This window comes from Gilliamella sp. Fer1-1, from assembly GCF_001690825.1.
In the GTDB taxonomy this organism is placed as follows: Bacteria; Pseudomonadota; Gammaproteobacteria; order Enterobacterales; family Orbaceae; genus Gilliamella; species Gilliamella apicola_C.
Window position 1 is genome coordinate 49441 of the sequence record NZ_LZGX01000025.1, and the last position, 26952, is coordinate 76392.

General features: G+C 36.1%; 22 protein-coding genes. 10 read left to right on the plus strand and 12 right to left on the minus strand.

Annotated features, from left to right (window positions below; genetic code table 11):
- The first annotated feature begins 73 nt into the window (after window positions 1-73).
- The 4 genes from A9G28_RS02960 (at window position 74) to A9G28_RS02975 (ending at window position 6444) form a co-directional block, all read left to right on the plus strand.
- Window positions 74-1459 carry a VWA domain-containing protein gene (locus A9G28_RS02960; RefSeq protein WP_176702107.1) on the plus strand — a complete coding sequence of 462 codons (1386 nt, stop codon included), beginning with the start codon at window positions 74-76 and terminating at the stop codon, window positions 1457-1459.
- A 119-nt stretch (window positions 1460-1578) separates the two neighbouring features.
- Window positions 1579-2964 carry a VWA domain-containing protein gene (locus tag A9G28_RS02965; protein ID WP_065568392.1) on the plus strand — a complete coding sequence of 462 codons (1386 nt, stop codon included), beginning with the start codon at window positions 1579-1581 and terminating at the stop codon, window positions 2962-2964.
- Window positions 2965-3083: 119 nt separating this feature from the next.
- Window positions 3084-4535: a VWA domain-containing protein gene (locus A9G28_RS02970; RefSeq protein WP_065579725.1), complete on the plus strand. Its 1452-nt coding sequence runs from the start codon at window positions 3084-3086 to the stop codon at window positions 4533-4535.
- Window positions 4536-4962: 427 nt separating this feature from the next.
- Window positions 4963-6444: a hypothetical protein gene (locus A9G28_RS02975; protein WP_065579726.1), complete on the plus strand. Its 1482-nt coding sequence runs from the start codon at window positions 4963-4965 to the stop codon at window positions 6442-6444.
- A 336-nt stretch (window positions 6445-6780) separates the two neighbouring features.
- On the opposite strand, the gene gyrB is transcribed toward A9G28_RS02975, so the two are convergent.
- The 7 genes from gyrB to A9G28_RS03010 all read right to left on the minus strand — a co-directional run bounded on the left by gyrB (window position 6781) and on the right by A9G28_RS03010 (window position 16059).
- A complete protein-coding gene (gene gyrB, locus A9G28_RS02980) occupies window positions 6781-9192 on the minus strand; it encodes a DNA topoisomerase (ATP-hydrolyzing) subunit B (protein WP_065568389.1) in 2412 nt (803 codons plus the stop codon).
- Window positions 9193-9234: 42 nt separating this feature from the next.
- The gene (gene recF, locus A9G28_RS02985) at window positions 9235-10308 is read right to left on the minus strand and encodes a DNA replication/repair protein RecF (RefSeq protein WP_065568388.1); all 1074 of its coding nucleotides are present in this window, start codon (window positions 10306-10308) and stop codon (window positions 9235-9237) included.
- A 46-nt stretch (window positions 10309-10354) separates the two neighbouring features.
- Window positions 10355-11458: a DNA polymerase III subunit beta gene (dnaN, locus tag A9G28_RS02990; protein ID WP_065568387.1), complete on the minus strand. Its 1104-nt coding sequence runs from the start codon at window positions 11456-11458 to the stop codon at window positions 10355-10357.
- 15 nt (window positions 11459-11473) lie between these two features.
- On the minus strand, window positions 11474-12832 hold the full coding sequence (dnaA, locus tag A9G28_RS02995) for a chromosomal replication initiator protein DnaA (RefSeq protein WP_065568386.1): 1359 nt from the start codon (window positions 12830-12832) through the stop codon (window positions 11474-11476).
- 167 nt (window positions 12833-12999) lie between these two features.
- Window positions 13000-14094 carry a porin OmpA gene (gene ompA, locus A9G28_RS03000; protein WP_065579727.1) on the minus strand — a complete coding sequence of 365 codons (1095 nt, stop codon included), beginning with the start codon at window positions 14092-14094 and terminating at the stop codon, window positions 13000-13002.
- Window positions 14095-14287: 193 nt separating this feature from the next.
- Window positions 14288-15196: a recombination-associated protein RdgC gene (locus tag A9G28_RS03005; RefSeq protein WP_065568384.1), complete on the minus strand. Its 909-nt coding sequence runs from the start codon at window positions 15194-15196 to the stop codon at window positions 14288-14290.
- A 113-nt stretch (window positions 15197-15309) separates the two neighbouring features.
- Window positions 15310-16059 (minus strand): MipA/OmpV family protein, encoded by a 750-nt coding sequence (locus A9G28_RS03010; protein WP_065579728.1) that lies wholly within the window; start codon window positions 16057-16059, stop codon window positions 15310-15312.
- Window positions 16060-16228: 169 nt separating this feature from the next.
- On the opposite strand from A9G28_RS03010, the gene A9G28_RS03015 reads away from it, so the two are divergent.
- From A9G28_RS03015 to A9G28_RS03025, 3 genes are all read left to right on the plus strand, one after another.
- On the plus strand, window positions 16229-17638 hold the full coding sequence (locus A9G28_RS03015) for an aspartate aminotransferase family protein (protein WP_141672026.1): 1410 nt from the start codon (window positions 16229-16231) through the stop codon (window positions 17636-17638).
- Window positions 17639-17704: 66 nt separating this feature from the next.
- Complete coding sequence (locus A9G28_RS03020; protein WP_065568382.1) at window positions 17705-18754, plus strand: GNAT family N-acetyltransferase; 1050 nt, start codon at window positions 17705-17707, stop codon at window positions 18752-18754.
- A complete protein-coding gene (locus tag A9G28_RS03025; RefSeq protein ID WP_065568381.1) occupies window positions 18751-19629 on the plus strand; it encodes an arginase family protein in 879 nt (292 codons plus the stop codon). Before A9G28_RS03020 ends, A9G28_RS03025 begins: the two co-directional genes overlap by 4 nt.
- A 56-nt stretch (window positions 19630-19685) precedes the next feature.
- Here A9G28_RS03025 and A9G28_RS03030 read toward each other — a convergent pair whose 3' ends face one another.
- From A9G28_RS03030 to A9G28_RS03045, 4 genes are read right to left on the minus strand one after another with little or no spacing between them, the layout of a single operon-like run.
- Window positions 19686-20087 carry a DMT family transporter gene (locus tag A9G28_RS03030; protein ID WP_065568380.1) on the minus strand — a complete coding sequence of 134 codons (402 nt, stop codon included), beginning with the start codon at window positions 20085-20087 and terminating at the stop codon, window positions 19686-19688.
- 1 nt (window position 20088) lies between these two features.
- A complete protein-coding gene (locus A9G28_RS03035) occupies window positions 20089-20445 on the minus strand; it encodes an EamA family transporter (RefSeq protein WP_065579729.1) in 357 nt (118 codons plus the stop codon).
- On the minus strand, window positions 20445-21278 hold the full coding sequence (locus A9G28_RS03040; protein ID WP_065568378.1) for an alpha/beta hydrolase: 834 nt from the start codon (window positions 21276-21278) through the stop codon (window positions 20445-20447). The genes A9G28_RS03035 and A9G28_RS03040 overlap by 1 nt, the downstream gene beginning before the upstream one ends.
- A gap of 12 nt (window positions 21279-21290) precedes the next feature.
- The gene (locus A9G28_RS03045; RefSeq protein WP_218057313.1) at window positions 21291-22073 is read right to left on the minus strand and encodes an MtnX-like HAD-IB family phosphatase; all 783 of its coding nucleotides are present in this window, start codon (window positions 22071-22073) and stop codon (window positions 21291-21293) included.
- A 109-nt stretch (window positions 22074-22182) separates the two neighbouring features.
- Here A9G28_RS03045 and A9G28_RS03050 point away from each other — a divergent pair, with 109 nt between their 5' ends.
- The 3 genes from A9G28_RS03050 (at window position 22183) to glnS (ending at window position 26213) form a co-directional block, all read left to right on the plus strand.
- Window positions 22183-22911 (plus strand): response regulator transcription factor, encoded by a 729-nt coding sequence (locus A9G28_RS03050; RefSeq protein WP_065568377.1) that lies wholly within the window; start codon window positions 22183-22185, stop codon window positions 22909-22911.
- The gene (locus A9G28_RS03055; protein ID WP_065579730.1) at window positions 22908-24251 is read left to right on the plus strand and encodes an ATP-binding protein; all 1344 of its coding nucleotides are present in this window, start codon (window positions 22908-22910) and stop codon (window positions 24249-24251) included. The genes A9G28_RS03050 and A9G28_RS03055 overlap by 4 nt, the downstream gene beginning before the upstream one ends.
- Window positions 24252-24536: 285 nt before the next feature.
- Window positions 24537-26213 (plus strand): glutamine--tRNA ligase, encoded by a 1677-nt coding sequence (gene glnS, locus A9G28_RS03060; RefSeq protein ID WP_065579731.1) that lies wholly within the window; start codon window positions 24537-24539, stop codon window positions 26211-26213.
- Between the two features lie 56 nt (window positions 26214-26269).
- On the opposite strand, the gene A9G28_RS03065 is transcribed toward glnS, so the two are convergent.
- A complete protein-coding gene (locus A9G28_RS03065; RefSeq protein ID WP_065579732.1) occupies window positions 26270-26788 on the minus strand; it encodes an endonuclease V in 519 nt (172 codons plus the stop codon).
- Window positions 26789-26952: the final 164 nt, after the last annotated feature.

Genomic DNA, 26952 nt, shown 5'->3' on the forward strand with positions numbered 1-26952 from the left:
GTTTAATCGCTTTTTTATAACAGTATAAGAAATAAAAGGAAACAGTTACGCAATGCAGCGAATAGCAAGGTTTATGTGTGATCATAATAATTCCGAAAAGATGTCTTTATTAGATCAATATAATTCTTTGCTAGCGCTGCTAGAGCCACATTTAACCGAGCGTACTTTTTCAATTTTAGCTATACCGAGATTGATTAACGATAATCAATATATTGGTTGGTATACCCTTTTAGAAGGGCAAGCTGTCTTATTGAGTGAGATTTGTAATCAATCACAGAAAAGTAAGATAGAAAAAACATTGCAAGATCGTATTAACGATATCGAAGCAGTGGTTAAGTCAATGCCAATAACTGCTGAGCAGCAAGGATTTATTTCATCATGGTTACCTAGAATTAAAAGCTTAGGTAACCCTATTTATGTTATTAATGACGAACCCGTTATCATTAATAACTTTGAAGATCCGATTTTGCCTCCCGCGCCACCTCCTATTATTCCACCAAAAACATTCTGGCGCTGGTGGCATTTTTTACTTTTAGCTTTATTATTGCTTGGTCTGTTTGGGCTCCTTTGGTATTTATTTTGCCCATATGAAAAACAAAAGCCTGTGGCTCAAGTTGCTGAACTAGCCATTACTCAACCAGTAGAAGAAAAGAAACCAGAACCTGTTGTGGAACCCCGCAAAGAAGAAGTTGAACCCGTTGTAAAATCGACATCAGAGCCAACTTCAGAGCCAACTTCAAAGCCAATGGTCGTTGCACCTAAGAGCTGTATCGCCCGTGAAGAGATTGTCAGTAACAGTGACGCACCTAAAATGGTTATGATATTTGATAATTCAGCATCAATGATGTTTACATTGATGGAGTCTCAAGCAGCTATTAATAAATTCTTGAATACAGAAGATTTAATGTCGCCAGAAGAAGCTGAGGCTTATATAAAACGCATGACACGCCTGCCTAATCGGTTATCAAGTAGTAAAAAAGTAGCATTAGCAAGCATTGATAAAATACAAGCAAACGTTGATATTGCATTAGTCACACTCTCATCTTGTCCTGTAGCACAAACTACACCGTTTTATAGTTATGACAATAGAAGTAAGTTAAAAAATAAAATTAACAGGTTAAAACCACTAGATAATAACAGTGCAACGCCATTATATAGTGGCATAAAACAAGCCAGCAAAATGCTTGATGGTGTAAACCGTGATGATTACATATTAGTTATTAGTGATGGTCAAGACAATTGTGCCAAAGCTAATATTTGTTCGTTAGCGAGCAAAATAGCCACTCAACAGCCGCGTTTAAAGATAAATATTGTGGATATTGCTGGGAAGCATAAAATTGATTGTGTAGCTAATAAAACTGGCGGTAAAGTCTATGTAGCTCAAAGTCCAGCACAGATAGTTGCACAAATGAATAGCGCCGTTTCAAGTATGAATATTAGCAAACCACTATGTGAATAATTATTTTCAAATGATGCTATATAAATGTATCTAGCATCATTTGTATTTCTGTTTATGGGCATGTTTCAAAATGAGTACAGTTTTAGTCTAAAATTGAACTATAAGGGATTAAATTAATAATGCAGCGAATAACTCGGATAGCTTTTGAACACCATGACTCCGAAAAGATGTCTTTATTAGATCAATATAACTCTTTGTTAACACTGCTAAAACCGCATTTAACAGAGCGTGCTTTCTCGATTTTAGCAACACCAAGATTGATTAACGATAATCAGTATATTGGTTGGTATACGCTTTTAGAAGGGCAACCTGCTTTATTGAGTGAGATTTGTAATCAATCACAAAAAAGTAAGATAGAAAAAACATTGCAAGATCGTATTAACGATATCGAGTCAGCAGTTAAGTCAATGCCAATAACTGCTGAGCAGCAGGGATTTATTTCATCATGGTTGCCTAGAATTAAAAGCTTAGGTAACCCTATTTATGTTATTAATGATGAACCCGTTATCATTAATAGCTTTGAAGATCCGATTTTGCCTCCCGCGCCACCTCCTATTATTCCACCAAAAACATTCTGGCGCTGGTGGCATTTTTTACTTTTAGCTTTATTATTGCTTGGTTTGTTTGGGCTCCTTTGGTATTTATTTTGCCCATATGGAAAACAAAAGCCTGTGGCTCAAGTTGCTGAGCCAGCCATTACTCAACCAGTAGAAGAAAAGAAACCAGAACCTATTGTGGAACCCCGCAAAGAAGAAGTTGAACCCGTTGTAAAATCGACATCAGAGCCAACGGCCATTGCACCTAAAAATTGTGTTGCTCGTGAAGAGATTGTCAGTAACAGTGATGCACCTAAAATGGTTATGATATTTGACAATTCAGCATCAATGTCATTGACGTTGATGGAATCTCAAGATTCTATTAATAAATATTTGAACACTGATTTCTATTCAATGTCGCTAGAAGACGCTGATGCCTATGAAAAACGCATGACACGCCTGCCTAATCGGTTATCAAGTAGCAAAGAAGTTGCATTAGCAAGCATTGATAAAATTCAAGCAAACGTTAATATAGCATTAGTTACACTCTCAGCTTGCCCTGTAGCACAAACTACACCGTTTTATAGTTATGATAATAGAAGTAACTTAAAGAATAAAATCAACAAGTTAAAACCACTGGATGATAACAGCGCAACACCATTATATAGTGGGATAAAACAAGCCAGCAAAATGCTTGATGGCGTAAACCGTGATGATTACATATTAGTTATTAGTGATGGTCAAGACAATTGTACCAAGGCTAATATTTGTTCGTTAGCGAGCAAAATCGCTACCCAACAGCCACGTTTAAAGATAAATATTGTGGATATTGCTGGGCAACATAAAATTGATTGTGTGGCAGAGCAAACTGGTGGTAAAGTTTATGTAGCTCAAAGCCCAAAACAAATAGTTGAACAAATGAACAATGCTGTTTCAAGTATGAATATTAGCAAACCGCTATGTGAATAATTATGTTGAAATAATATTATATAAATGCATATAGCATTAATTGTATTTCTGCTTATGAGCATGTTTTAAAATTAATGTAGCTTTAGTGTAAAGGTAAAATGTAAGGGATTAAATTAGTAATGCAACGAATAACTAGAACTGTCTTTGAACATAATAATTCAGAGAAGATTTCTCTACTAAACCAATATAAATCCTTACTACTATTACTAAAGTCACATTTAACTGATCGTACGTTTTCAATTTTAGCAACACCAAAGTTAATTGATAACAATAAATATATTGGCTGGTATACTAATCTTGAAGGTCAACCTGTTTTACTTGATAGTATTGCTAATGAATCACATAAAAATCAAATAGCTAAGACATTACAAACACGTATTAATGATATTGAACAAGCTGTTAAATTGATGATCTTAAGCGATGAAGATCAGCGTTTAATTTCGTTTTGGCTTCCAAGAATTAAGAGTTTAGGTAATCAGATTTATGTTATAAATGAAGATCCTGTTATTATTAATGCCTTTGAAGAGCCTGTTATGCCCGCACCGGCTCCTGTTATTGTGCCTAAACCATTTTGGCGTTGGTGGCATTTTTTACTTTTAGCTTTATTACTGCTTGGTTTGTCTAGTTTCCTTTGGTATTTATTTTACCCCTTTGATAAAGAAAGGGCAGTTGCCCCTCAGCAGCCAGCGCCAGTTATTTCATCATCTGTTGAAACAAAACAAGTAGAACCTAAAACAGAGCCAGTTGTTGAACCACAAGATCTTTTGCCGACATCAGAACCTGCGCCAATTGTAACATCTGAGCCTAAACCAGAGACAGTGCCTGTACCTGAGCCAGCACCAAAGGTAAAAAATCCACCTAACTGTATAACCAAAGAAGAGATGAATAAAGATCCTAATCCATCTAAAATGGCAATTGTGTTTGATAATTCATTATCCATGACGGTGACATTGAATGAATCGCCATCAGAAGTGGAGCAATATTTTCAATATTTGACTTATGGTTATAGGAATATGTCCGAGCAGGAAAGAATCCAATACGAAAAGCGAATGACGCGCTTACCAACTCGTTTATCAAGTAGTAAGAGTGTGGCTACATCAAGCATTGATAAGATACAACCGAACATTGATATCTCGCTTGTGACACTAACAAATTGCCCAGCAGCATATGTTTCGCCATTTTATAATTATGCTAACCGAGGAACACTAAAGCGTAAAATTAAAAAATTAACACCAACTGCAGCAGGAGGGGGAGGGACACCTTTATATAACGGGCTAGAAAAAGCCAGCAAAATGTTAGATGGTGTAAAACGTGATGACTATATACTTATTATTAGTGACGGCGAAGATAATTGTACAAAAAATAACATTTGCACCTTAGCGAATTATATTGCTACGCAAAAGCCTAGGTTAAAAATTAATATCGTTGATATTGCCGGTGAACACAAAATAGACTGTATTGCTAATGCCACTGGTGGCAAAGTTTACATTGCTCAAAGTCCAAAAGATATGATCAAACAGATGAATAAAGCGGTTTCAAATTTGAAAATTAATAGACCAGTATGTCAATAAAAAAACACAAAAAATAGTGGATTTATTAGCTAATTTATTGATATAGATTATTGATAATTATGCTATCATCTATTTTCTATTTATAAATTATTAAGCGTTATCACAAGATCTAAGTAAAAATTTTCACAACTTGATTTAGCGTTTAATATTTAGTTTTGTCAGCTATTCATTCGGTACACTTCGTGTTTGTTCCAAATTATTCAAAAAGCATAAATATTGGCTAATACTATTTGTTCATTAGTCATTTAATTTTTTATGCGGAACCATTCTTAACAAATCCTTACAAATATTTTAATCGCAAAAGTGGTCAATTTTTTTTCAAACGTTATAATTCAGGTGATAACAAATTAATTTAACTTATTTTACTAGCCAAAAGTTATAACAGAGTTAAATAAAACAGATAAGTAATTGAGGAAAGGAGTATTTTGTGCATTACCGCGATAGAATGCAGCAGCTTTATGTTTTAAATCTATTAAATCACTATTGTAGACAGGTTTTCTCGTTCACTTCATTAATATTAGTAAAATTCCCTATAACATTATCCCTGTTATTGCTATTGCCGTTTTCGTTCGATTCTCAGGCATTATCAGCTACCACAACAAACACGATTCAAGGTAGTGCGCCTTATTTAACGTTTAATAACGGTAAAACAAAAGTGATAAATACAGAAGATTTATTAGCTATTACCTTATCAGATGGCACTACCATTACTCCAATTACTAATACTTCAGCAACAAACCCAATCGTACTTCCTCGTGTTGGAGAGACTTTTGCTGATGTTGGCATGTTAGTACCATCAACAACTGATACGATAGAGTTAAAAGCACTTATTGATGCGCCTTATTATTATTGGGGTGATGGTGATGGGCAGGAGGTTAATGGCGTAACGGCTATGGGTAGCTTAACCGTTAATATTACAGATAAAAATAATCAGGTAGTTGGTCGCGCTGATACTTTAGATATTGCTAGAGCGCCTTATAAAGTAGTGTTAAGTAATACAAATAGTAGTTTAAGTACCCAGTATGGTGTACCTAATCGTAGTACTTTTAACGCTGGCACAGTGACTTACTACATCATTCCAAAATCATCACCAGCCGTTCTTTATGCTAAGCCTAATTTGAGGCTTGGCGGAAATAATGAACCAGGCTTTAATGGGTGGAAATTTGCTGGTCCAGCTAATATTTGGCAGCCAAACAGGGGCTTTCTTCCTCAATCTATAATACCGACATCATATAACCTTAACTTCCCAACCACGGGCGCAAATGGCCTATATTTTGATTTAGATATATCGGAAGGTACCCAATTGACTTGGCCTTCCATTACCCATGAGGGAATAACGGCTATTATGACACCCAATGCGAATGGCACCCGTGTGCGAGTTTTGCTAACAGGTCCTGTGGCAACTGATGATCAAATAAAGGAGGCAAACCCAGCTCGAATTTACACACCAGCCTTACCAAAAACTTTTGAGTTAGTTGGTTATGATAGTAGCGGTGCAGCAGTGATAAAATATGGGTTTGTGTTACAGAAGTGGTTTGTCAGCCGTGGTGAAAGGTCAGCAACCAACATCGAAACTGAAAATTGGTGTACTAGTTTAGGTTATCGTCTTCCACAAGCAAAAGATCTTACTAATGCGGTCTGCTCAGGAGCAAACGAAACTATTTACTGCCGAAGTTTAGTTGGTGCCACGCCAGCATCAAGTGGCCATCATTATCAGCGTCAAATCGGTGCTGGATTTTTCTCTGAGTGGGGGGATATAACCCATTATAAAGGTGCTGGTATTGTAAATGCTTGGTTCTGGACGAGTGATCCCTATGGAGGATGGAGATTTCGTATCGATTCAACTTCTGGTGCTGCTGATGGAAGTTATCCTTACAGTCACAACAATGGGTTGTGTATCTATCCGTGATGATAATTAGCTTGACAAGCAGGATTATCAGCTAATTAAGGCTAAGCATTAAAGAAGTTGCCTCAACTTAAAATGGAGAAAAACGCAATGATAATATTGAAGAATAACGTGCTTATTATTAATGTTAATCAACAACAATAAGCGTCGTTTCAATATAAAGCTAAAAGGATCAAAAAGAATTCTATACTGAAACGCATACCTAATTAAAAATTTTTAACAAGATTCTGTTTTTCTTTATAACTTGTTAATTCAATTTGTTATTTCTCTTGTTTTAATCAATAAAAGACTAGGTTGGGTGCCTAGTCTTTTATGTTGTATATTAAAATAGCGTGACCTTTAAAAATCTAAATTGGCTGCTTTAAGAGCATTTTCTTCAATAAATAATCGACGAGGTTCGACTTCATCACCCATGAGAGTTGTAAACAATTGATCTGCTTCAATAGCATCTTTTATGGTGACTTGTAACATGCGGCGACTGGTTGGATCCATTGTAGTTTCCCATAACTGTTCTGGATTCATTTCTCCAAGGCCTTTATATCGCTGAATTGTTAAGCCTCGGCGAGACTCTTTAATTAACCACTCAACCGCTTCTTCGAAGGATTCAACTGGCTGTTTTCGTTCACCTCGTTGAATAAATGCGCCACTTTCAAGTAGATCTTTCAATTGTGCTCCAAGGTGGCAGATATTACGATACTCATTGCTATGAATGAAGACTTGATCTAAAGGGTAATGAGTATCTACACCATGGGTTCTGATTTTAATAATTGGCACATGTAGTTGTGTTTTTTCATTATATTCAGTTGAATAAAGGTAGCTACTACCATGTTGCTCCTTGTTGGATAATTTTTCAACAATAGTTTTTGCCCAATTTTCTGCCATTTGTTGATTTTGTAAAATATTTTCGTCTAATACCTCATGATACACTAATTCAGATAGTAGCGCTTTTGGATAGCGGCGTTCCATCTTGGTAATGAGTTTTTCGACTTTTTGATATTCAGCAATTAGCCTTTCGAGAGCTTCGCCGGCAAGCGCTGGTGCATGATCGTTGACGTGCAATGATGCGTCTTCAAGAGCTAAAGCGATTTGAAATTGTGTCATTGCTTCATCATCTTTAATATATTGTTCTTGCTTCCCTTTTTTGACCTTATATAGTGGTGGTTGAGCAATATAGACATAACCACGCTCAATAATTTCAGGCATTTGACGATAAAAGAACGTTAATAATAATGTACGAATATGTGATCCATCGACATCGGCATCGGTCATGATAATAACACTATGGTAACGCATTTTATCTGGGTTATATTCATCACGACCAATTCCACAACCGAGAGCGGTAATTAATGTTCCCACTTCTTGCGAAGAAAGCATTTTATCAAAACGGGCTTTTTCTACGTTTAAAATCTTACCTTTAAGTGGTAATATCGCTTGGTTTTTACGGTTACGACCTTGTTTTGCCGAGCCACCCGCAGAGTCCCCTTCCACTAAGTAAAGCTCAGATAAGGCAGGATCTTTTTCTTGGCAATCAGCAAGTTTACCGGGTAATCCGCCTAAGTCTAAAGCGCCTTTACGACGGGTCATTTCTCGAGCTTTACGGGCTGCTTCACGGGCTCTTGCGGCGTCAATGATTTTCCCAACTACAATTTTGGCATCACTTGGGTTTTCAAGTAGATATTCTGCTAATTTTTCGCCCATTACTGATTCAACCGCAGATTTAACTTCTGATGACACTAATTTATCTTTGGTTTGTGAGGAAAATTTAGGATCTGGCACTTTGACTGAGACTACGGCAATTAACCCTTCGCGCGCATCATCGCCCGTTGCACTGATTTTGGCTTTTTTACTGTATCCTTCGTTTTCCATATAGTTATTTAATGTGCGAGTCATTGCTCCACGGAAACCAGCTAAATGCGTTCCCCCATCTCGTTGAGGAATATTATTAGTAAAACAGTAGATATTTTCTTGATAGCCGTCGTTCCATTGCAATGCAATTTCGACACCAATGTTATCTTTTTCAGTACTAAAATAGAATATTTTCGGATGAATAGGGTTTTTATTTTTATTTAAGTATTCAACAAAAGCTTGAATACCACCTTCATAATGATAATGCTCGCTTTTGCCTGTTCGCTCATCAAGTAATCTTATTGATACACCTGAGTTTAAGAACGATAACTCACGTAGTCGTTTCGCTAATATTTCATAAACAAATTCAATATTAGTAAATGTTTCAGGGCTTGGCCAGAAACGGACATAGGTTCCTGACTCAGTTGTTTCGCCAATAACTTTAAGAGGGGCTTGTGGTACGCCTAATTGATAAATTTGTTGGTGAATTTTTCCTTCACGATAAATAACTAATTCTAATTTATCTGATAAAGCGTTAACCACTGAAACGCCAACGCCATGCAAGCCACCAGAGACTTTATATGAGTTGTCATCGAATTTACCACCAGCATGTAATACAGTCATGATAACTTCAGCCGCTGAAACGCCTTCTTCCTCATGGATGCCAGTTGGAATGCCACGACCATCGTCACGCACAGAAACGGAGTTATCAGGATGGATAGTGACTTCAATATGGCGACAATAACCCGCTAATGCTTCATCAATGGCATTGTCTACCACTTCAAAAACCATATGGTGAAGTCCTGTGCCATCATCAGTATCACCAATATACATACCTGGACGTTTACGAACAGCATCAAGTCCTTTGAGTACTTTAATGCTAGAAGAATCATAAGAATTAGACATGGATTTCTCGACTTAATTGATTGTTTATATCATTCTATAAATTTACGAAATTATACCAGATTTTATGTAAAAAATCTTATCATTTTCATCGATCATATGGGTAATTTGTTCTTGGTTAACTGCGGTAATAAATACTTGTGAATTGGCTAATTTTAACCGTTTGGCTAATAACTCTCGTTTATGGTTATCTAATTCAGAGGCAAAATCATCAATTAGGTAAACACAAGCTTGAGTATTTTGCTTTGAATAATATTCACCTTGAGCTAAACGTAAAGCGCACATTAATAACTTTAATTGACCGCGGGATAATAAGTCTTCAACAGGAATATTGCTGACACGTAACCGAATATCAGCTTTATGTGGCCCTACTGATGTATAGTTAAGCAGCTTGTCTCGCTCGTAGTGTTTGTTTAATATTTCAGCATAATCAGTGTCATGTTCCCAACCTTGATAATAGTGGCAACTAAGGTGATATTCAGGTAAAAAATCCAGGCAAGTTTGAATGATTTCAGGAAAAATTTGTTGCGAATAATTTGCCCTAATGTTGCTAATCTTTTCAGCAATGGGTACGATTTGTTTATCCCAATGTAATAATTGATTATAATTCTGGGATTGCTTTAATAATGCATTTCGCTGTTTAAATAGCCGTTTTAAATTGTTCCATAAATAAACAAATTCAGGGTAATGATGGAAGCATCCCCAATCAATAAATGCACGACGATATTTGGGACCTCCTGTCAATAAATCAAATCCTTCTGGTGTGATTAATTGAATGGGTAATAATTTGGCTAAATCAGTTAATCGAAAGCCCTCATCACCATCTATTTTAATTTTATTATTGCTATTACGTGATTTTGCAAGACCAATTGAATGAACCTGTTGGTTGGTATTTTTTATTTCACTAAATAATACAAGTTCAGGTTGTTCGTGTTGGATAATTCGATTGGATTGTGTATGTCTAAATGCACGCCCGTGGCCAAGCATGTAAATAGCTTCAAGCAAGCTAGTTTTCCCACTTCCATTATCACCAACAATAAAGTTAAAGTGCGGCGATAAAGACAGTTGTGCATAATCAATATTACGGAAATGATGAACTTGGATTTTTGAAAGAGTCATATGCTTATATTATTCCGGCCGAAGCCGGAAGGTTAGATGGGGTTGATTATAAGCGCATTGGCATAACAACATAAGTGGCGGATTGATTATTAATATCTTCAATTTGTACACTGGATGTTGCATCTGTTAATAACAGTTGTACGCTATCACATTTCAATGTATTTAATATATCAAGTAAATAGGTTACATTAAAGCCAATTTCAAGCTCTGATGATGCATATTTGACGTCAATGACTTCTTCTGCTTCTTCTTGTTCGGGATTATTTGCCGTAATTTTTATTTGATTGTTATGGACATGAAGCCTAATTCCACGGAATTTTTCATTAGATAAGATCGCAACACGTGATAAGGCGTTTCTAAGTTCATCACAGGATACTTCGAGTGGTTTATCGGGATTGCGTGGTAATACGCGTTTGTAATCGGGGAATCTTCCATCAATCAGTTTTGATGTGAAAGTGAAGTCACCAAGGTTAACACGAAAATTATTATTACCAATTTGTATCGTGATTAATTCGTCGTTATCACTTACCAGTTTGGCAAGTTCAAGTACCCCTTTTCTTGGTAAAATGACAGAGTAAGCCGTTTTAATATTCTGTTCAATTGGCTGGGCACATACGGCTAGTCGATGACCATCTGTTGCAACTGATTTTAATAATCCATCTTCAATTTCAAATAACATACCATTTAAGTAATATCTTACATCTTGGTTAGCCATAGAAAATTGAACAGCATCAATTAGCCGTTTTATGGTTTTTTGTGGAACAGAAAGATCAATATCACTTTGCCAGTTTTCTAAATTAGGAAAATCGCTAGCAGGTAAAGTAGATAAAGAGAACTTGCTACGACCAGATTGAATCACCAATCGGTTATCATCAACGCTTATCGAAATTTGAGCATCATTGGGTAAGTTTCGGCAGATATCAAGAAACTTTCTAGCCGGCACAGTTGTTGCACCTGGTTCGCTTGCCTCAATCAATGGTAAATGAGATATCATCTCTATTTCAAGATCTGTCCCAGTCATTGATAGTGTGTTATCACTTACTTGCAATAATAAATTTCCCAAAATTGGTAGTGTTGGGCGACTACTCAAAGGTGCACTGACAAGCTGCAATGGTTTAATCAGTTTTTCACGATCGATAATAAATTTCATAGTATTGATTCTTTGTTAAGTTGATAAAGTTCGAATTAAATTGGAGTAATCTTCTTTTATATTATTACTTTCTTCTTTTAATTCTGCAATCTTTCTACATGCATGCAATACCGTTGTGTGATCTCTGCCACCAAAGCCATCACCGATTTCAGGCAGGCTTTTATTAGTAAGCTCTTTTGCAAGCGCCATAGCGACCTGCCTTGGTCTTGCAACAGAACGAGAACGGCGTTTAGAAAGTAAATCTGATACTTTAATTTTATAATATTCGGCAACCGTCTTTTGTATATTTTCAATAGTAACCAGTTTTTCTTGTAAAGCTAGCAAATCTTTTAAGGCATCTTTAACAAAATCAATGGTAATAGCTTTCCCCGTAAAATTAGCATTAGCGATGACTCGGTTAAGTGCCCCTTCTAACTCACGAACATTGGAACGTAATCGTTTAGCAATAAAAAAAGCGACTTCTTCGGGCAATTTTATTTTATTTTCTTCTGCTTTTTTCATTAAAATTGCAACCCGAGTTTCAAGCTCGGGCGGTTCTATTGCGATGGTTAGCCCCCAACCAAAACGTGATTTTAAGCGATCTTCAACGCCATTAATTTCTTTTGGATAACGATCAGAGGTTAAGATAATTTGTTGGTTGCCTTCTAATAAAGAGTTAAATGTGTGAAAAAATTCTTCTTGAGATCGCTCTTTATTTGCAAAAAATTGGATATCATCAATAAGTAATGCATCGACTGAGCGATAATAATTTTTAAACTCTTCAATCGCATTATTTTGCAATGCTTTGACCATATCTTGCACAAATCGTTCAGAATGCATATAGACAACTTTGGCATTGTTTTTTTCTACCATTATTTGATTACCCACTGCATGTAATAAGTGTGTTTTACCTAAACCGGTAGAGCCATATAAAAACAAAGGGTTATAAGCTTTGCCTGGATTTTCAGCGACTTGTTTGGCTGCGGCCACTGCAAGCTGGTTTGATTTACCTTCAACAAAGCTATCGAAAGTATGTTTATGGTTTATGCCTGAATGGTAGACATGATTATTCTTTGTTTCCTTTGTCGTTTTCCAAGCAGGCACAACATCTGCTTTACGTTGGCTACTTTGGGCTTTTTTATCAGTGGATATGGTTGAGCCAACTTCAAGAAATAATTTTAGAGAATCATCATTAAAAAGTTTATTTAATAATTGGCTAATGGTGGGTAAATATTTATTTTTTACCCAATCTAGGACAAACCTATTTGGCGCATAAATATAGAGTTTATTATCGACCATTTCCGCTTGCAACGGGCGAATCCATAAATTGAATTCCGTTGTAGGGATTTCTTCTTGTAATTGCGAAAGGCAATCTTGCCAAATAGCGGTAGGCACGGCAACTCCTTCAACTTTTCTTACTAACAATATCGTAAAGCATTATAATCTTTTTTGTGGATAATTTGTAGTTCTAAGGTGATATATAATTTAGTTGTTAACAAAAAAGATAGATAAAAAAACCCAGTTTTTAACTGGGTTTTAATCAATAAGTTAAGAAACAAAGATTATTTTGTTGATTTAATTACTTCAACTTCTCTTTCATTAAGTGCTTTAACTTCAATTTCAACACGGCGATCTGGAGCTAAACAAGCTTTTAAGCTAGCACCACGAAGTGCATTACATTTAGTGCCAGTAACTGGTTGAGATTTACCCATACCTCGTGCACTGATAACGTGAGAAGGCACGCCATTAGCAATTAAGTATTTCATTACTGAATTAGCGCGTTGTTCTGATAGTTTTTGGTTGTAGCTAACTGAACCAATACGGTCAGTATGACCAATTACTACGATAGCACTTTCAGTTGGTTTGATCTTAACTAGATTTGTAAGTAAGTTGTCTAATGCTTGACGACCTTCAGCTTTTAAGTCAGCTTTTGCATAAGCAAATAGTACATCTTCATTTAACACATAACGGTTTACTTCAGTTTTTAATTCAACTGGTGCTGGAACAGCTGGTGCACCTAAACGGTAAGTAATACCTAAGCTTACAGTGCCAGCATCTGGAGATGCGTCAGTCTTAGTGTGAATATGTTGAACATATTGGTATTCTAAACGAGTAGAGAAGTCTTCAGCGAAACGATAATCAACACCTAATGCGTAAACTGGAGATAGATCTGTTTTTGTACCATGGTTAAGTGCGTCATATTTTTTAACCAATCCACCGTTTTTCCATTTAGAAATAGTGACCATACCACCTGCACGGCCATAGATATCTAAACCGTCAACGATTGGGTAGCTTAATTTACCTGTTAAAGATACACCTTGAGCAGAAAGTTTACTATGACCGACGTCATAGCTTTTTCCAGCAGAACGGTAAGATCTTTTATATTTAGCTGAACCTAACCAGTCGTAACCTAATTCAAAAGCTAAATAAGGGTTTGCTTGGAAACCAAGGAAAGCACCGCCAGCAACATTGCTACGATCTGAAGTGCTGATGCCAAAGCGATCTGAAATACGAACTTTATTTGCATCTAATCGATAAAGCTCTGACCAACCTAATTTAGCACCTGTATAAAAAGTGTTGTCTTCGTATGCTGCGTTAGCTGCAGTAGCTGTTAAACTTGCAACTGCGATTGCTAGAGCTAGAGTTGTTTTTTTCATTTTATTGCCTCAACTTATATGTTGTTATAGACGATGTTTAGTTTTTTGTTGCTTAAAATTTACTTCAAATAAAAAGAACAATTACTTATTTTTATATAATTATGCTACACATAATCTAACGCTAGTATAGCATAGATAATAGGCAAAGCTATATTTATTGCCATCATGATATGAAAATTTTTAAATAGTTTTATCAAATAATTTTGTTAATTGTCAGGTAAAAGTCATTAATTGTATTGGCTAATGTATTAGCCATAATAAAAAAGTCTGCTTCCAGTTTTTTATCAAATTCATCTGATCCTATATCTTCATTTTCGTCTAAAATAATAGCATCAAATTTAATTCGTTTAAATGTTAAATCGCTATTAATGATAAAGCTTATGCCTCTTTCATCAATAATTTTAATCTTAGTTATCCATTTTCCTGAATCAAAATGGATGCGCATTTCATCACTAGTGATATCTTGATTTTTACAACTAATAATCCCATTACCTTCAAGAGGATCTTTAAGTTCGGCTTGATCACCTAATACAAATGGTGGAAAATTCAGATTTTCTTTAACCCATGTGGTCATTATTTGTTCAAGTGGTTTGTCAATAGACAATGGCGTTAATGCTAGTGAACCAAGCTCTTTGCGTAAAATTGCTAAAATATCTTCAGCTTGTTTAAAGCTACTACAATCAACAATAATGCGTTTATTGTGCGTATCGATCCATAGCCAATAGTGATTATATTTACTAAATGCTCTTGGCATCAAATCAATCATAACTTCGTCTTTTAAAGTGGCTTTTTCATTTTTACTGAGCTTTCTACTTAGTGCTTGCTCTTGTTTATCAATTTTTTCTAATAGTGCTTGTTTGATGACGGGAGCTGGTAATATTTTGGTTTCTTTTTTGATACGTAATAATAAATGCCCTTGCATATCGACAAGCAAATCATCTTGATTATTATCATGATAAGGCGAAACCCATCCCATCTTTGTGGTATCTAAATTACCGCAGGGGGTAAAAGGGTGAGACTTTAAGGCTTTTTCTATCGCATCTTTATTAAGTAGCGTGTCACTATTGAGTTGATAAATTATGGCATTTTTAAACCAAAGCATACTTTTCTATTTCCTGAATTTTGTGATGAAGATTTTATTTTGTTTAAACTGATACTAACTGATAGTGCGTAACAAGTCGTTATCTTTTCATTGTCAGTATCGATGTTTATGAATTAAAAATTATAAGATACACCTGCATAAATTGAGGCTGTTACATTATTATCAACCATTGGGCTGTTAGTTACATCGCCTGTCAGTTCATCAATATGAATGCCACCGAAAGTAGCAATATTATCGGTTAAAGAGTATTGTGCGCCAATTTCAAAATAAGGCGTAATAGAACTATTTGAATTGAAATAACGCAAACCTGAACGTGAAGACTCTTTATGAGAAACGCCATAATAATAGGCATTATGTTTACTATTAGCCCAATTAATACCAATCGTGGGCGCAACAATTAAATTACCTTGTATGTAAGGCACGGTATAGTCAGTATTCACTAAGATACTGTGACTTTTACCAAGAACGTCAGTGCCAATACTGCTTGAAAAAATCCCCCAATCAGTAATGATATCGTAATTTACTTCTGCCAATAAAGTAGAGTGACGGCTGTTAAGTTTTTTTAGCATGTGATTGTTAGCATCATGAGGTTTAAATTCATTAGCAAGATAGCGAGCACCAAATGATAGGCTTTGGTTATCGTCGTTTAATGCGTAAATACCGGTAGATAGATCATCAATAAAAAAGGAGCCATTATCATAATCAATATGAGGAATAGGATAGAAATTTGAGCGATAACTCTTATAGGCTGAATTAGACCAGCCTAAGCCGATACCTAATGAGGTGGGATCGGCTGATGCAATTTGAGTATACCCTAAAGGAAACATTGATAAGATTGAAATTATGCAGCTTAAATTTTTCATTCTGATACCCACTTCTCGCAATATGACTCAAGACAATTATTGCAATAATTTTGCCTCTCGGGGTTATCGTCACAAAATCTATACACTAATCGTACATTGTTACAATCCATTTTCTTTAATAATAATGCCACATTTTATCGTGTTTGAATATGGATTAGTGAGATAAATTATGAGTAAACCAACTTTAGAGATGATTAATAGTCGCCCTGATGATGCGACTTTGTTAGCAGATGAAGCAAAATATTGTTCTTTTGGTGACACTGTTCATTACGTTGAACCGCCAAAAATCTTTGATGGTTGTGAAGGTAGCTATATGTACGACAAAGAAGGCAAAGCTTTCTTAGATCTACAAATGTGGTATTCAGCATGTAACTTTGGTTATGCTAATGAACGCCTAAACAACGTTCTAAAAAAACAAATTGATACCTTACCACAATGTGCTAGCCAATATTTGCACCCAACTAAAATTGAATTAGCTAAAACCATTGCTCAAGGTATGGAAAAACGCTTTGGCTACGAAGGTCGAGTGCATTTCAATGTAGGTGGGTCACAATGTATTGAAGACTCATTAAAATTAGTTCGTAATGCCTCGGGTGGTAAATCATTAATGTTTGCTTTCCAAGGTGGATATCATGGACGTACTTTAGGTGCTTCATCAATTACATCAAGTTACCGTTATCGTCGTCGCTATGGTCATTTTGGTGATCGTGCCATGTTTGTTCCATTCCCTTATCCATTCCGTCGCCCTAAAGGCATGACAGCAGAAGAGTATGGTGAACATTTAGTTGCTGAATTTGCGCGTTTATTTGAAACCGAATACCACGGTGTTTGGGATCCAAAAGTAGGGCAAGCAGAATATGCCGCATTTTATGCTGAGCCTTTACAGGCAACTGGTGGTTATATTGTACCGCCGCGTAATTACTTTAAAGGTCTTAAGAAAGTTTTAGATCAGTATGGTATTTTATTAGTCGTTGATGAAATCCAAATGGGCTTTTATCGTACGGGTAAACTTTGGTCTATTGAACACTTTGATGTTAAACCTGATGTTGTGGTGTTTGCTAAAGCATTAACTAATGGTCTTAACCCACTGGGTGGTTTATGGGCACGTGAAGAGTTAATTAATCCACAAGTATTCCCTGTTGGTTCAACCCATTCCACATTTGCTTCTAACCCATTAGGTACAGCAGTTGGTCTTGAAGTGTTAAAAATGACTTCTGAAACGGATTACGAAAAAATGGTAATGGAAAGTGGCGCATACTTCCTTGAAGGTTTAAAAACACTTGAGAAGAAACATAAAGAAATCGGTGAAGTTGACGGCCTAGGTTTAGCGCTTCGTGCTGAAATTTGTACTGAAGATGGCTTTACTGCCAATAAAGCTTTAGTTGATAAGATGGTTGATATTGGTATGTCAGGTGATCTTGATTGGAATGGTAAAAAAATGGGCTTAGTACTTGATATTGGTGGTTATTACAAAAATGTCATTACTTTTGCTCCATCGTTACATATTTCTCGTCAAGAGATTGATCAAGGTATTGAATTACTCGATCAACTTATTACACGTGCTAAAAAAGAACTTTAATCATTCCCCGTCAATTTTATTGGCGGGGCTTCTTATCGAATTGAATCAATTACTCGTTATATTGTTATGAAATACATCAATCAGTTAGAACCGGATGAATTAATCGACAATTTTTTAACTCATCCACCACAAGATTTTTCAGCTTGGTTGAGTGAAGATGGTGTGCCTGTTTTTTCTGCTAAGTTCGATTTACTCACTACTGCTGATGACAATTTTAAAAATAAAATCGAGAAATTACCGTTTTCAAAAAAATGGCGTCACTGGTTACAACCCAAAACTTGTTTTGTGGGATCGACGGTTTCTGAAAATGCGTTGTTGACTAATGATGTTGATGCTAATGAGTTGGCGAATAATCTTAAAAAAGCCTATGCGAAGCAATATCCTTTTATGATTATCAAAGATATACCGTCTGCATCTCCTTTATTGAGTAAAAAAGATAATCAATATTCAACACAATTTATTTCAGCCTTAAAAGAACAAGGATTTATCGAAGTAGAAGGTCAGGCATTAGCTTGGGTGCCGATTGATTTTAAAAACTTAGATGAAGTTTTATCGCGTTTTTCTTATAGTCGCCGTAAAAATTTCAGACGTAAACTACGCTCACGCGAAAAACTGAGTATCAAGGTTTTGCATAGTGGTGATGAATCTTTTTTTAACGATGCTGTTTTAGATGAGTATTATCAACTTTATCTTAATGTCTATCAGCAAAGCGAAGTGCATTTTGATTTACTTACCAAACCCTTTTTTACGCAGTTATTACAGAGTAAAACGATAAATGCGCATATTGTTACTTATTATGATGATGATCAATTAGTCGGTTATAATATCTGTTTTGTTGTTAACAATATGTTGGTAGATAAATATATTGGCATGGTTTATCCCAAAGCGAGAGAGTTAAATCTCTACTATGTTAGTTGGTTTTTTAATCTTGAATATGCGCTACAGCAAGGATTTAGTCATTATATTGCCGGTTGGACTGATCCAGAAGTTAAAGCCTCTCTTGGCGCTAGTTTTACATTATCAAAGCATTTAGTTTATATCCGAAATCCATTATTACGGGTGATATTACGCAAATTCATTGGTCATTTTGAAAGTGACAAGGAGAAAGTAGCATGACCTCCCCAATTATACTCAATTTTGATCACAGCGTCGGTCAGATTAATGATGCCAAAACAATTGATGTTAATAACTGGCAAGAGAGTATTCGCTTTGGTTGCAGTGAAAAAAAATTCAAACAATTTCAATCATTACTAGAACAATCTTTGCCTGAAAATTATGGCACGGTACTTATGGGTAGTGGCGATTATCACCATATTTCATTATTATTAATTGAAAATCTCGCTAAACAATATTCAGCCGAAAATCCAATTCAAGTTGTGATTTTTGATAACCACCCCGATAATATGCGTTATTTATTTGGCATTCATTGTGGTTCATGGGTTAGCTATGTGGCAAGTTTGCCTTTTGTTAGTCATGTACATGTGCTTGGTATTACCTCTAATGATATTGGGCTTACTCATTTTTGGGAAAACAGATGGGCACCGCTTTTCCATAAAAAGCTCACTTACTGGAGTTTAAACGTCAATACCGCTTGGGCGAGAAAAATCGGTTTGGCTCACGCGTTTCGACATTTTGAATCACCAGATGATCTCATTGCCAGTTTTTTATCGGAACAATACCATTGTGCCCAGCCCATTTACTTATCGATTGATAAAGATGTATTAAGCGAAGAGGTGATCCACACTAATTGGGATCAAGGTCAGTTGCAAACTTACCATTTATTAGATACGATTTCCTCAATTAAACAACGCATTGTTGGTAGTGATATCACTGGTGAGTTATCAATATGGCAGCCATCGAGTTGGTTTAAGCGTTTTTTAAGCTCATTAGATAAGCAACCGATTATTTCATCTGACAAGCTAAATGAGTGGCAACAAGAACAGCATCAGCTAAATTTGACATTACTAAACGCATTAGCATTGTCGTTATAAAAAATTTCAAGGAAAGCAGGTTTGAGTATAATCCTGCTTTTTTTGAGTAATTATTTTTAGTGGGTTTGATTGCTGGATTCTTGTTTAGCCAATTTACTTTCAGCGATAGCTAAAAATAGAATTCCAGAAACAATGAGTATGGTGCCAACGAATTTGAACAAGGTGACTTGTTCATTAAATAACCAAATTGACGCAATCATCACCGTAACGACTTCAAAGTGTGATGCGGCAAAAGCTGGGCCTACTGGCGCTTTTTTTAATAGCGTCATCCAAGTAAAGAAAGTTAGAATATACCCTGCTATTGAGATATAAATCCAAGGATTAGTAAATACGCGAATTAGCCATTCAATGCTCATTTCTAGCGGTTGAGCCTCAATAGCCGTCAATTTGAAGCTGCATTGCGCAATTGTGTCAAAAAAGAGCAATACAGAAAAACCAATAACATAGAATCTAGCCATATTAAGACATCCCTACAAAAACGACACCAGCAGTAATTAATAGCATTCCAATTAAGCGGTAAATAGTTAGTAGTTCTTTGAAAATAATGCGCCCAACCACCATGATAGTAATGATATTAAATGAAGCAAGTAACACCCCTTGAGAAAGAGGAACTAAGGTTAAAAAGGCTAACCATAGTAAAAATTCAGCAACGTAGGATATAATCCCAACCCAAATCCACTTATTTTTAGATAAATCGAGCCAGTAATACCAACTATCACGATTATTGGGTGCGATGGCTGCAAATTTAAAAGCGACTTGCCCTAATGTATCAAAACAGATATTACAAACCCAAAGTATGATAACTAATGGTGACATTATGCTTTTATTCCTTCTGCTATATTATCAAAGAACGAGGCGCATTCCTTAATCACTTCACGGCGCTGGCTATCGATGGTAATTAAATGATAGCTATCATTTAATACCACCAATTTTGTTGGCCCTGACACCTGTTTTTCAACCAATTTTGCATTAGTTTCTATATTGGCGATATCATCATTACCAGAATGCATAATTAAGCAAGGTGAAATGACTTTGGGTAATTGTTTGCGCATATGTTTTGCTAATAACTGCATCTCAGCAAGAGCCGGAAAAGGATTACCCGCAAGCCCTGCTGAGGCGGCATCACCGCTTAACATGCTTTCAGATACCACCGCCCGAATACGTTCATCTTTAAGCCCATAAGGCGGTTGTTCGATAAAAACTTTTTTTTGAAAAATACCTAATTTCTTAAAATAAACTAACAAGAAAAAGAGTTTTTTTGCCCATAATGGCATGCTCCAACCATCATAACGAAATGTAGGGGCTAACACACCAACGCCTTTGATTTGCTCAGGTCTGTCAGCTGCTAATTTTAGTGCTAGCAAAGCGCCCATTGACAGTCCTGCAACAAACACATTATCGACATGTTGGGCTAAATAATCAGCACCATCTTGCACGCTTTTATACCAATCTTGCCATGTTGTTTTACACAGATCTTCTTCGGTGCCACAATGCCCAGCGAGTTGGATGGCATAAACCGTAAATCCTGCTTTATGTAAACCATTGGCCAAAATTCGCATTTCATTGGGAGTGCCAGTTAAACCATGAATTAATAGCACGCCATTTCTGTTTCCAGGTAAAAAGTAAGATAAATCTTGAATTGTACTCATTAGTATTCCTTGTTATTTTACCATCGTGACGGGGATAACAGCATGTTTAGCCTGTTTTAATGCGGTGGTTACCTCTGCGAAGCTGGTAATTTTGCAGTGATTAATATGATTTTCTTTGCAATAATTAACTAGTTTATCTTTGGCAAACACAAAATCAACATGATGTGACACGCAGTAATCTGATGTGCCATCGCCGACATAGAGTATTTGCGGAAAATATTGCTGTTTTTTAACATGATGACATTTGCAATTGCCACTTTGTTTAATACAGTCTTTATTCGCATAAGGGAACTCTAGACGCCAACTGCGCAAATCATTATGCATCAATTTATTGGCGAAAATAGGTAAACGCGTAATGCCATGACGTTTTAAAATAAACTCAATTGCATAATCTAGCCCGTCGCTAACCACGTGAACAGGAATATTGTTTTGTTCGGCATAATTAATAAAAGATTTAAAATCCGCGTCAATTTCAATTTGAGATAAGACTTCATTGAGTTCATCAAGGCTTGCATCCATTAATGCAATTTGTTTGCTCATACATTCTTGAGAGCCAATTTTGCCACTTACCCACAATTCTTCAAGTTCATCACAACCAGCTTGCCCAAAGTGGCTCAGTAATGTATCTGTCACATCTTTTACACTAATGGTTCCATCAAAATCACACAAGACAATGGGCGTCTTATGTTGTGTATAATTTGGAGAAGAAAGGGAATTTGTTATTGATGAAAAAGCATCCATATTGATTTGATATAAAACTAGTCTATTTATAAATATTGGCGCAGATTTTCTCATAGAGTGGCAATAAACTTTGTAGACTCTTTGTATATGTTTTGTAACGGCCAATAAAATGTCTGTATAATGAGGCACCTCTAAATATCAGCTACGTAATTAAGAGCGCATAATGAGTGAACGTATATTAATCATTGAAGATGATCAACGGCTAGCCAATTTGATTCAAGTTTATCTAATTCGCCAAGGATACCTTGTGGAATGGCATAATAGTGGTAAAGGAGCCGAAGAAAAAATTCAACAACTTAATCCCGATTTGGTGATATTAGATGTCATGCTTCCTGAAAAAACGGGTTTTGATATCTGTCGTGATATACGTACATGGTTTACTAACTATATTCTCATCATGACGGCTAGCGAAGATAATATTGATGAAATTGTTGGGCTTGAATTAGGGGCCGATGATTATTTGGCAAAACCTGTTGAGCCAAGATTATTGTTGGCACGAATACGGGCTTTATTCCGCCGAAAACAGATAGAAACGGATAAAGAGCATACTAAAGAATGGATTGTGCCACACAATAATAAAACCCTTATATTTGATAATTTAGTTATCGATGGTGAAAACCGCAAAGTACTACTGCAAGAGCAAGAAATTGATTTAACCACCGCTGAATTTGATCTGTTATGGTTGCTTGCGCATAATGCAGGGATCATTTTATCTCGAGATGACATTTTTTCTCAGGTCAGAGGTATCGATTTTGATGGTAGTGATCGTTCAATTGATGCACGAGTTTCAAGGCTTCGACGAAAATTACTCGATGATCCAGATAACCCATCACGCATCAAAACAGTTCGAGGAAAGGGGTATTTATTTATGCGAGAAGGAGACAGCCATTGAGCCAACTATTAGCTAAACCGCTATTTTTTAATCGCCGAATTATATTCTACCTCGTCATCTTACTGCTACTACAAAGTATTATTGCTTATGGTGCTTTACTTGTATTTGATTCATTACCTTCTTCATTAACGGATATACCAGATGATCATATTGTGTTTCGAGAATCTCAGCGTGGCACGGTCAACCTTATTCGTATGCAAATCAACCAGCATAAAGATCGCTCTCTTCAAGAAGTGGTTAACGAACTACAACCCTATTTTGCTTATCCTATCAAAGTACTGCCTGTAAATACTCCGTTATCCGAAGTGGTGCTTGACGAGCTAGCAAAGCTTGGGTTTTCTTATGATAGCGACAAAGAGGTCGTTTATATTGATGTAAAAGATGGGCATTTGCTCCAATTAGGCCCAATAGTTGTGCGGGATATTTTGGCATCCAACACCATGTCATTAACCCTATTTTTGATTATTTGGGCATTATTTAGTGCAATCATCTTTTTTATTTTAATTTATCTGGCTTTTAGTGCGGTTTGGAAAGATCTAGTCAATATTAGACAAACTGCCGAACAACTTGGACAAGGTAATTTAAAAGCACGAACTGAAAATGTAAAAGGCTGGTTATTTAAGCCACTTGCTAATGTATTAAATAATATGGGAACGCATATAGAACACTTAGTGAGCACTAATCAAACGATATCTCATGCCATGGCGCATGAATTACGCACACCGCTTGCACGTATGCGATTTGAACTTAGCATGCTGGAAGAGTCTAACGACGAGCAAGAAAAACGACTTTTACAAAAAGGCATGACTGATGATATTAACGAGCTTGAAACATTAATTACGGCTAGTTTAAATTACTTCAAAATGCAACAAAGTAATATTGAACTAAACCTAACACCCGTATCGTTAAAAGCGTTGGGTGACAAAATTTGCCAATCACTCACATTATTTAAGCCAAAAGGATTTGAACTCACTTGTAATTGCCAAGATGTGCAAGCGATAATTGATACTAATTTAGTTGAAACGATTGTTAAAAATTTGTTACTAAATGCCTTTAAATATGCAGCACATAAAGCAGTTTTAAATATCACTAAACAAGGAAATCAAGTCATCTTTGAGATTGATGATGATGGTACCGGAATTCCATTTGATGCGCGCGAAAAGATTTTTATGCCCTTTGCTCGGCTTGATACTAGTCGAACCCGCTCAACCGGTGGTTATGGGCTTGGTTTAGCTTATGTAAAATTAATGGCAGAATTTCATGATGGCAAAGCCTTTGTTGTAACCAGCCCGCTTGGTGGTGCAAGGTTTGTGGTTTCGTTAAAATCAGGTGATGCTTAAAAACAATTGTTCTTTATCGCACTTTGTAAAAATGAGTCAGAAAAGCCATTGATTTTATTGAAGTTTTTATTTTGCTGTTTTTTGTAAAAGATCGTGCTTTTGGATGCAATAACGGTCTTTTTTAATTAAAAGATTTATTTAAAAACCATTTTTGTCGTTGCAAATAGCTTGTTTTCCGTTTCAGAAATAGGAAAAATTTGTTATATTCTTCGGTTAACATTACAAGTAATGACAAAGCAAATATTCTAAATTTGTTATTAATCAATATATCATCAGAGGTTTTTTATGAGCGGTTCATTACCGGCCGAGACAGATAATCGTCCAACTAACTTTATTCGTCAAATTATTGATGCTGATTTAGCGGCGGGAAAATATAAAACAACACATACCCGATTCCCTCCAGAACCTAATGGTTATTTACATATTGGCCATGCTAAATCCATTTGTTTAAATTTTGGTATTGCGCAAGATTATCAAGGTAAATGTAATTTACGTTTTGATGATACCAACCCAGCTAAAGAAGATATAGAGTATGTTGAATCAATTAAACAAGATGTTCGCTGGTTAGGATTTGAGTGGGATGGCGAAATTTGTTATTCATCTGACTATTTTGACAAACTATATGAATATGCAATTGAGCTGATCAATAAAGGGCTTGCTTATGTTGATGAGTTGTCAGCTGATGAAATCCGTGAATATCGAGGAACACTCACTCAACCCGGCAAAAATAGCCCATATCGTGATCGTAGTATTGATGAAAACTTAGCACTTTTTATTCAAATGAAAGAAGGCAAATTTGCAGAAGGAAAAGCCTGCCTGCGTGCTAAAATCGATATGGCCTCGCCATTTATTGTCATGCGCGATCCGGTGTTATATCGCATTAAATTTGCCGAGCATCACCAAACAGGCAACAAATGGTGCATATACCCAATGTACGATTTTACCCACTGTATTTCTGATGCGATCGAAAATATCACGCATTCACTCTGTACACTTGAATTCCAAGACAATCGTCGCTTATATGATTGGGTTTTAGATAATATTACGATTGAAGCTCGCCCTCACCAATATGAATTTTCAAGATTGAATTTAGAATATGCTATTACTTCTAAGCGTAAACTAAACTTATTAGTCTCTGAAAAAATTGTTGATGGCTGGGATGATCCACGTATGCCAACCGTATCGGGATTACGTCGTCGAGGTTATACACCAGCCTCTATTCGTGACTTTTGTCGCCGAATTGGTGTAACAAAACAAGAAAACACGGTTGAAATGAGCACCCTTGAGTTTTGTATTCGCGAAGATCTTAACGAAAACGCACCACGCGCAATGGCTGTGCTTGATCCGGTTAAAGTGGTTATTGAAAACTTTTCAGAAAACCTTGATGAAGTGCTCAGTATGCCAAATCATCCTAATCGTCCTGAACTTGGTCACCGTGAAGTCACATTCACACGTGAAATCTATATTGACCGCGCTGATTTTAGAGAAGAAGCCAACAAAAATTACAAACGTTTGGTATTAGGCAAAGAAGTGCGACTACGTAATGCTTATGTCATCCGAGCTGATCGCGTTGAAAAAGATGCCGAAGGCAATATTCAAACGATTTATTGTAGCTACGATCCCGCTACGTTAAATAAAAACCCTGAAGATGGGCGTAAAGTGAAAGGTGTTATTCATTGGGTTTCAGCAAAATTTGCCAAACCTGCTGAAATTCGCTTGTATGATCGCTTATTTAACACACCAAATCCAGGTGCAGCGGAAGACTTTTTATCAACCATTAACCCGACTTCTTTGGTAATTAAACAAGGCTTTGTTGAACCAAGCTTACAACATGCGGATATTGGGCATGCTTACCAATTTGAGCGCGAAGGTTACTTCTGCTTGGATAGCAAATTTGCAACTGAAGATAAGCTAGTGTTTAACCGAACAGTGGGCTTAAGAGATAGTTGGAACGAAGCATAATTAAACTTGCAATCATCGCCGGCGCAAGCCGGCGAATGATAACTAACTAGATGACTTTACTTTTCATGTTTAAATAATTTTGTTTGTTGATCTAAATAGCTGAGTAAATCAGGCATTCGGTATTTACCCGCCATTGATTGCACATTTTCTGCTGCATGCTCTAACGATATACCCATTGACGTTACATATAGTGGGTGTTTACTTTGACCACGAATAACTTCAATCAAATATTCACTATTCCCCGCAAAAGGCTTTTTAGCAACGCCAATAATTGGGATCATTTTGTTTAACGCATTATACAAATGCCCACCAAGGCCTATCTTACCGTCATTCAAATGGACATAGCCATCAATAACGATGGTTGAGATCTGGCTTAAATCAACTTTATTAAGCAGTGACATTATGCAAGGTAATTCACGTTGATAAAATTGACCAGATTGATAAGGCGCAACATTATCTTGATAATCGATGATTAAGCTTTCAACCGCATTTTTCGAATCAGTCCAATGATTAAATAAAACGCCGACCGATTTGGCTCGGTCATTAATGTAATAGACATCAATTGCAAGTATCATAGTGAGTTATATTCTCTTCAAAAATTATGTATAAGTAAATTAATACATTAAAACTAACCGCTTGAGTAACATAGCATAAACATTGACATTAATTCAATGTGATAATATTCATACCTTATTGGCTATTGTCTTATTTATTATTAACACTATTTATTATTAATACT

Bases quoted from the DNA above. Each gene is read 5' to 3' on its own strand.
- A9G28_RS02960 (WP_176702107.1), top strand. From the start codon at position 74: ATGTGTGATCATAATAATTCCGAAAAGATGTCTTTATTAGATCAATAT.
- A9G28_RS02965 (WP_065568392.1), top strand. From the start codon at position 1,579: ATGCAGCGAATAACTCGGATAGCTTTTGAACACCATGACTCCGAAAAG.
- A9G28_RS02970 (WP_065579725.1), top strand. From the start codon at position 3,084: ATGCAACGAATAACTAGAACTGTCTTTGAACATAATAATTCAGAGAAG.
- gyrB (WP_065568389.1), bottom strand. From the start codon at position 9,192: ATGTCTAATTCTTATGATTCTTCTAGCATTAAAGTACTCAAAGGACTT.
- recF (WP_065568388.1), bottom strand. From the start codon at position 10,308: ATGACTCTTTCAAAAATCCAAGTTCATCATTTCCGTAATATTGATTAT.
- dnaN (WP_065568387.1), bottom strand. From the start codon at position 11,458: ATGAAATTTATTATCGATCGTGAAAAACTGATTAAACCATTGCAGCTT.
- ompA (WP_065579727.1), bottom strand. From the start codon at position 14,094: ATGAAAAAAACAACTCTAGCTCTAGCAATCGCAGTTGCAAGTTTAACA.
- A9G28_RS03005 (WP_065568384.1), bottom strand. From the start codon at position 15,196: ATGCTTTGGTTTAAAAATGCCATAATTTATCAACTCAATAGTGACACG.
- A9G28_RS03010 (WP_065579728.1), bottom strand. From the start codon at position 16,059: ATGAAAAATTTAAGCTGCATAATTTCAATCTTATCAATGTTTCCTTTA.
- A9G28_RS03015 (WP_141672026.1), top strand. From the start codon at position 16,229: ATGAGTAAACCAACTTTAGAGATGATTAATAGTCGCCCTGATGATGCG.
- A9G28_RS03020 (WP_065568382.1), top strand. From the start codon at position 17,705: ATGAAATACATCAATCAGTTAGAACCGGATGAATTAATCGACAATTTT.
- A9G28_RS03025 (WP_065568381.1), top strand. From the start codon at position 18,751: ATGACCTCCCCAATTATACTCAATTTTGATCACAGCGTCGGTCAGATT.
- A9G28_RS03030 (WP_065568380.1), bottom strand. From the start codon at position 20,087: ATGGCTAGATTCTATGTTATTGGTTTTTCTGTATTGCTCTTTTTTGAC.
- A9G28_RS03035 (WP_065579729.1), bottom strand. From the start codon at position 20,445: ATGTCACCATTAGTTATCATACTTTGGGTTTGTAATATCTGTTTTGAT.
- A9G28_RS03040 (WP_065568378.1), bottom strand. From the start codon at position 21,278: ATGAGTACAATTCAAGATTTATCTTACTTTTTACCTGGAAACAGAAAT.
- A9G28_RS03045 (WP_218057313.1), bottom strand. From the start codon at position 22,073: ATGAGAAAATCTGCGCCAATATTTATAAATAGACTAGTTTTATATCAA.
- A9G28_RS03050 (WP_065568377.1), top strand. From the start codon at position 22,183: ATGAGTGAACGTATATTAATCATTGAAGATGATCAACGGCTAGCCAAT.
- glnS (WP_065579731.1), top strand. From the start codon at position 24,537: ATGAGCGGTTCATTACCGGCCGAGACAGATAATCGTCCAACTAACTTT.
- A9G28_RS03065 (WP_065579732.1), bottom strand. From the start codon at position 26,788: ATGATACTTGCAATTGATGTCTATTACATTAATGACCGAGCCAAATCG.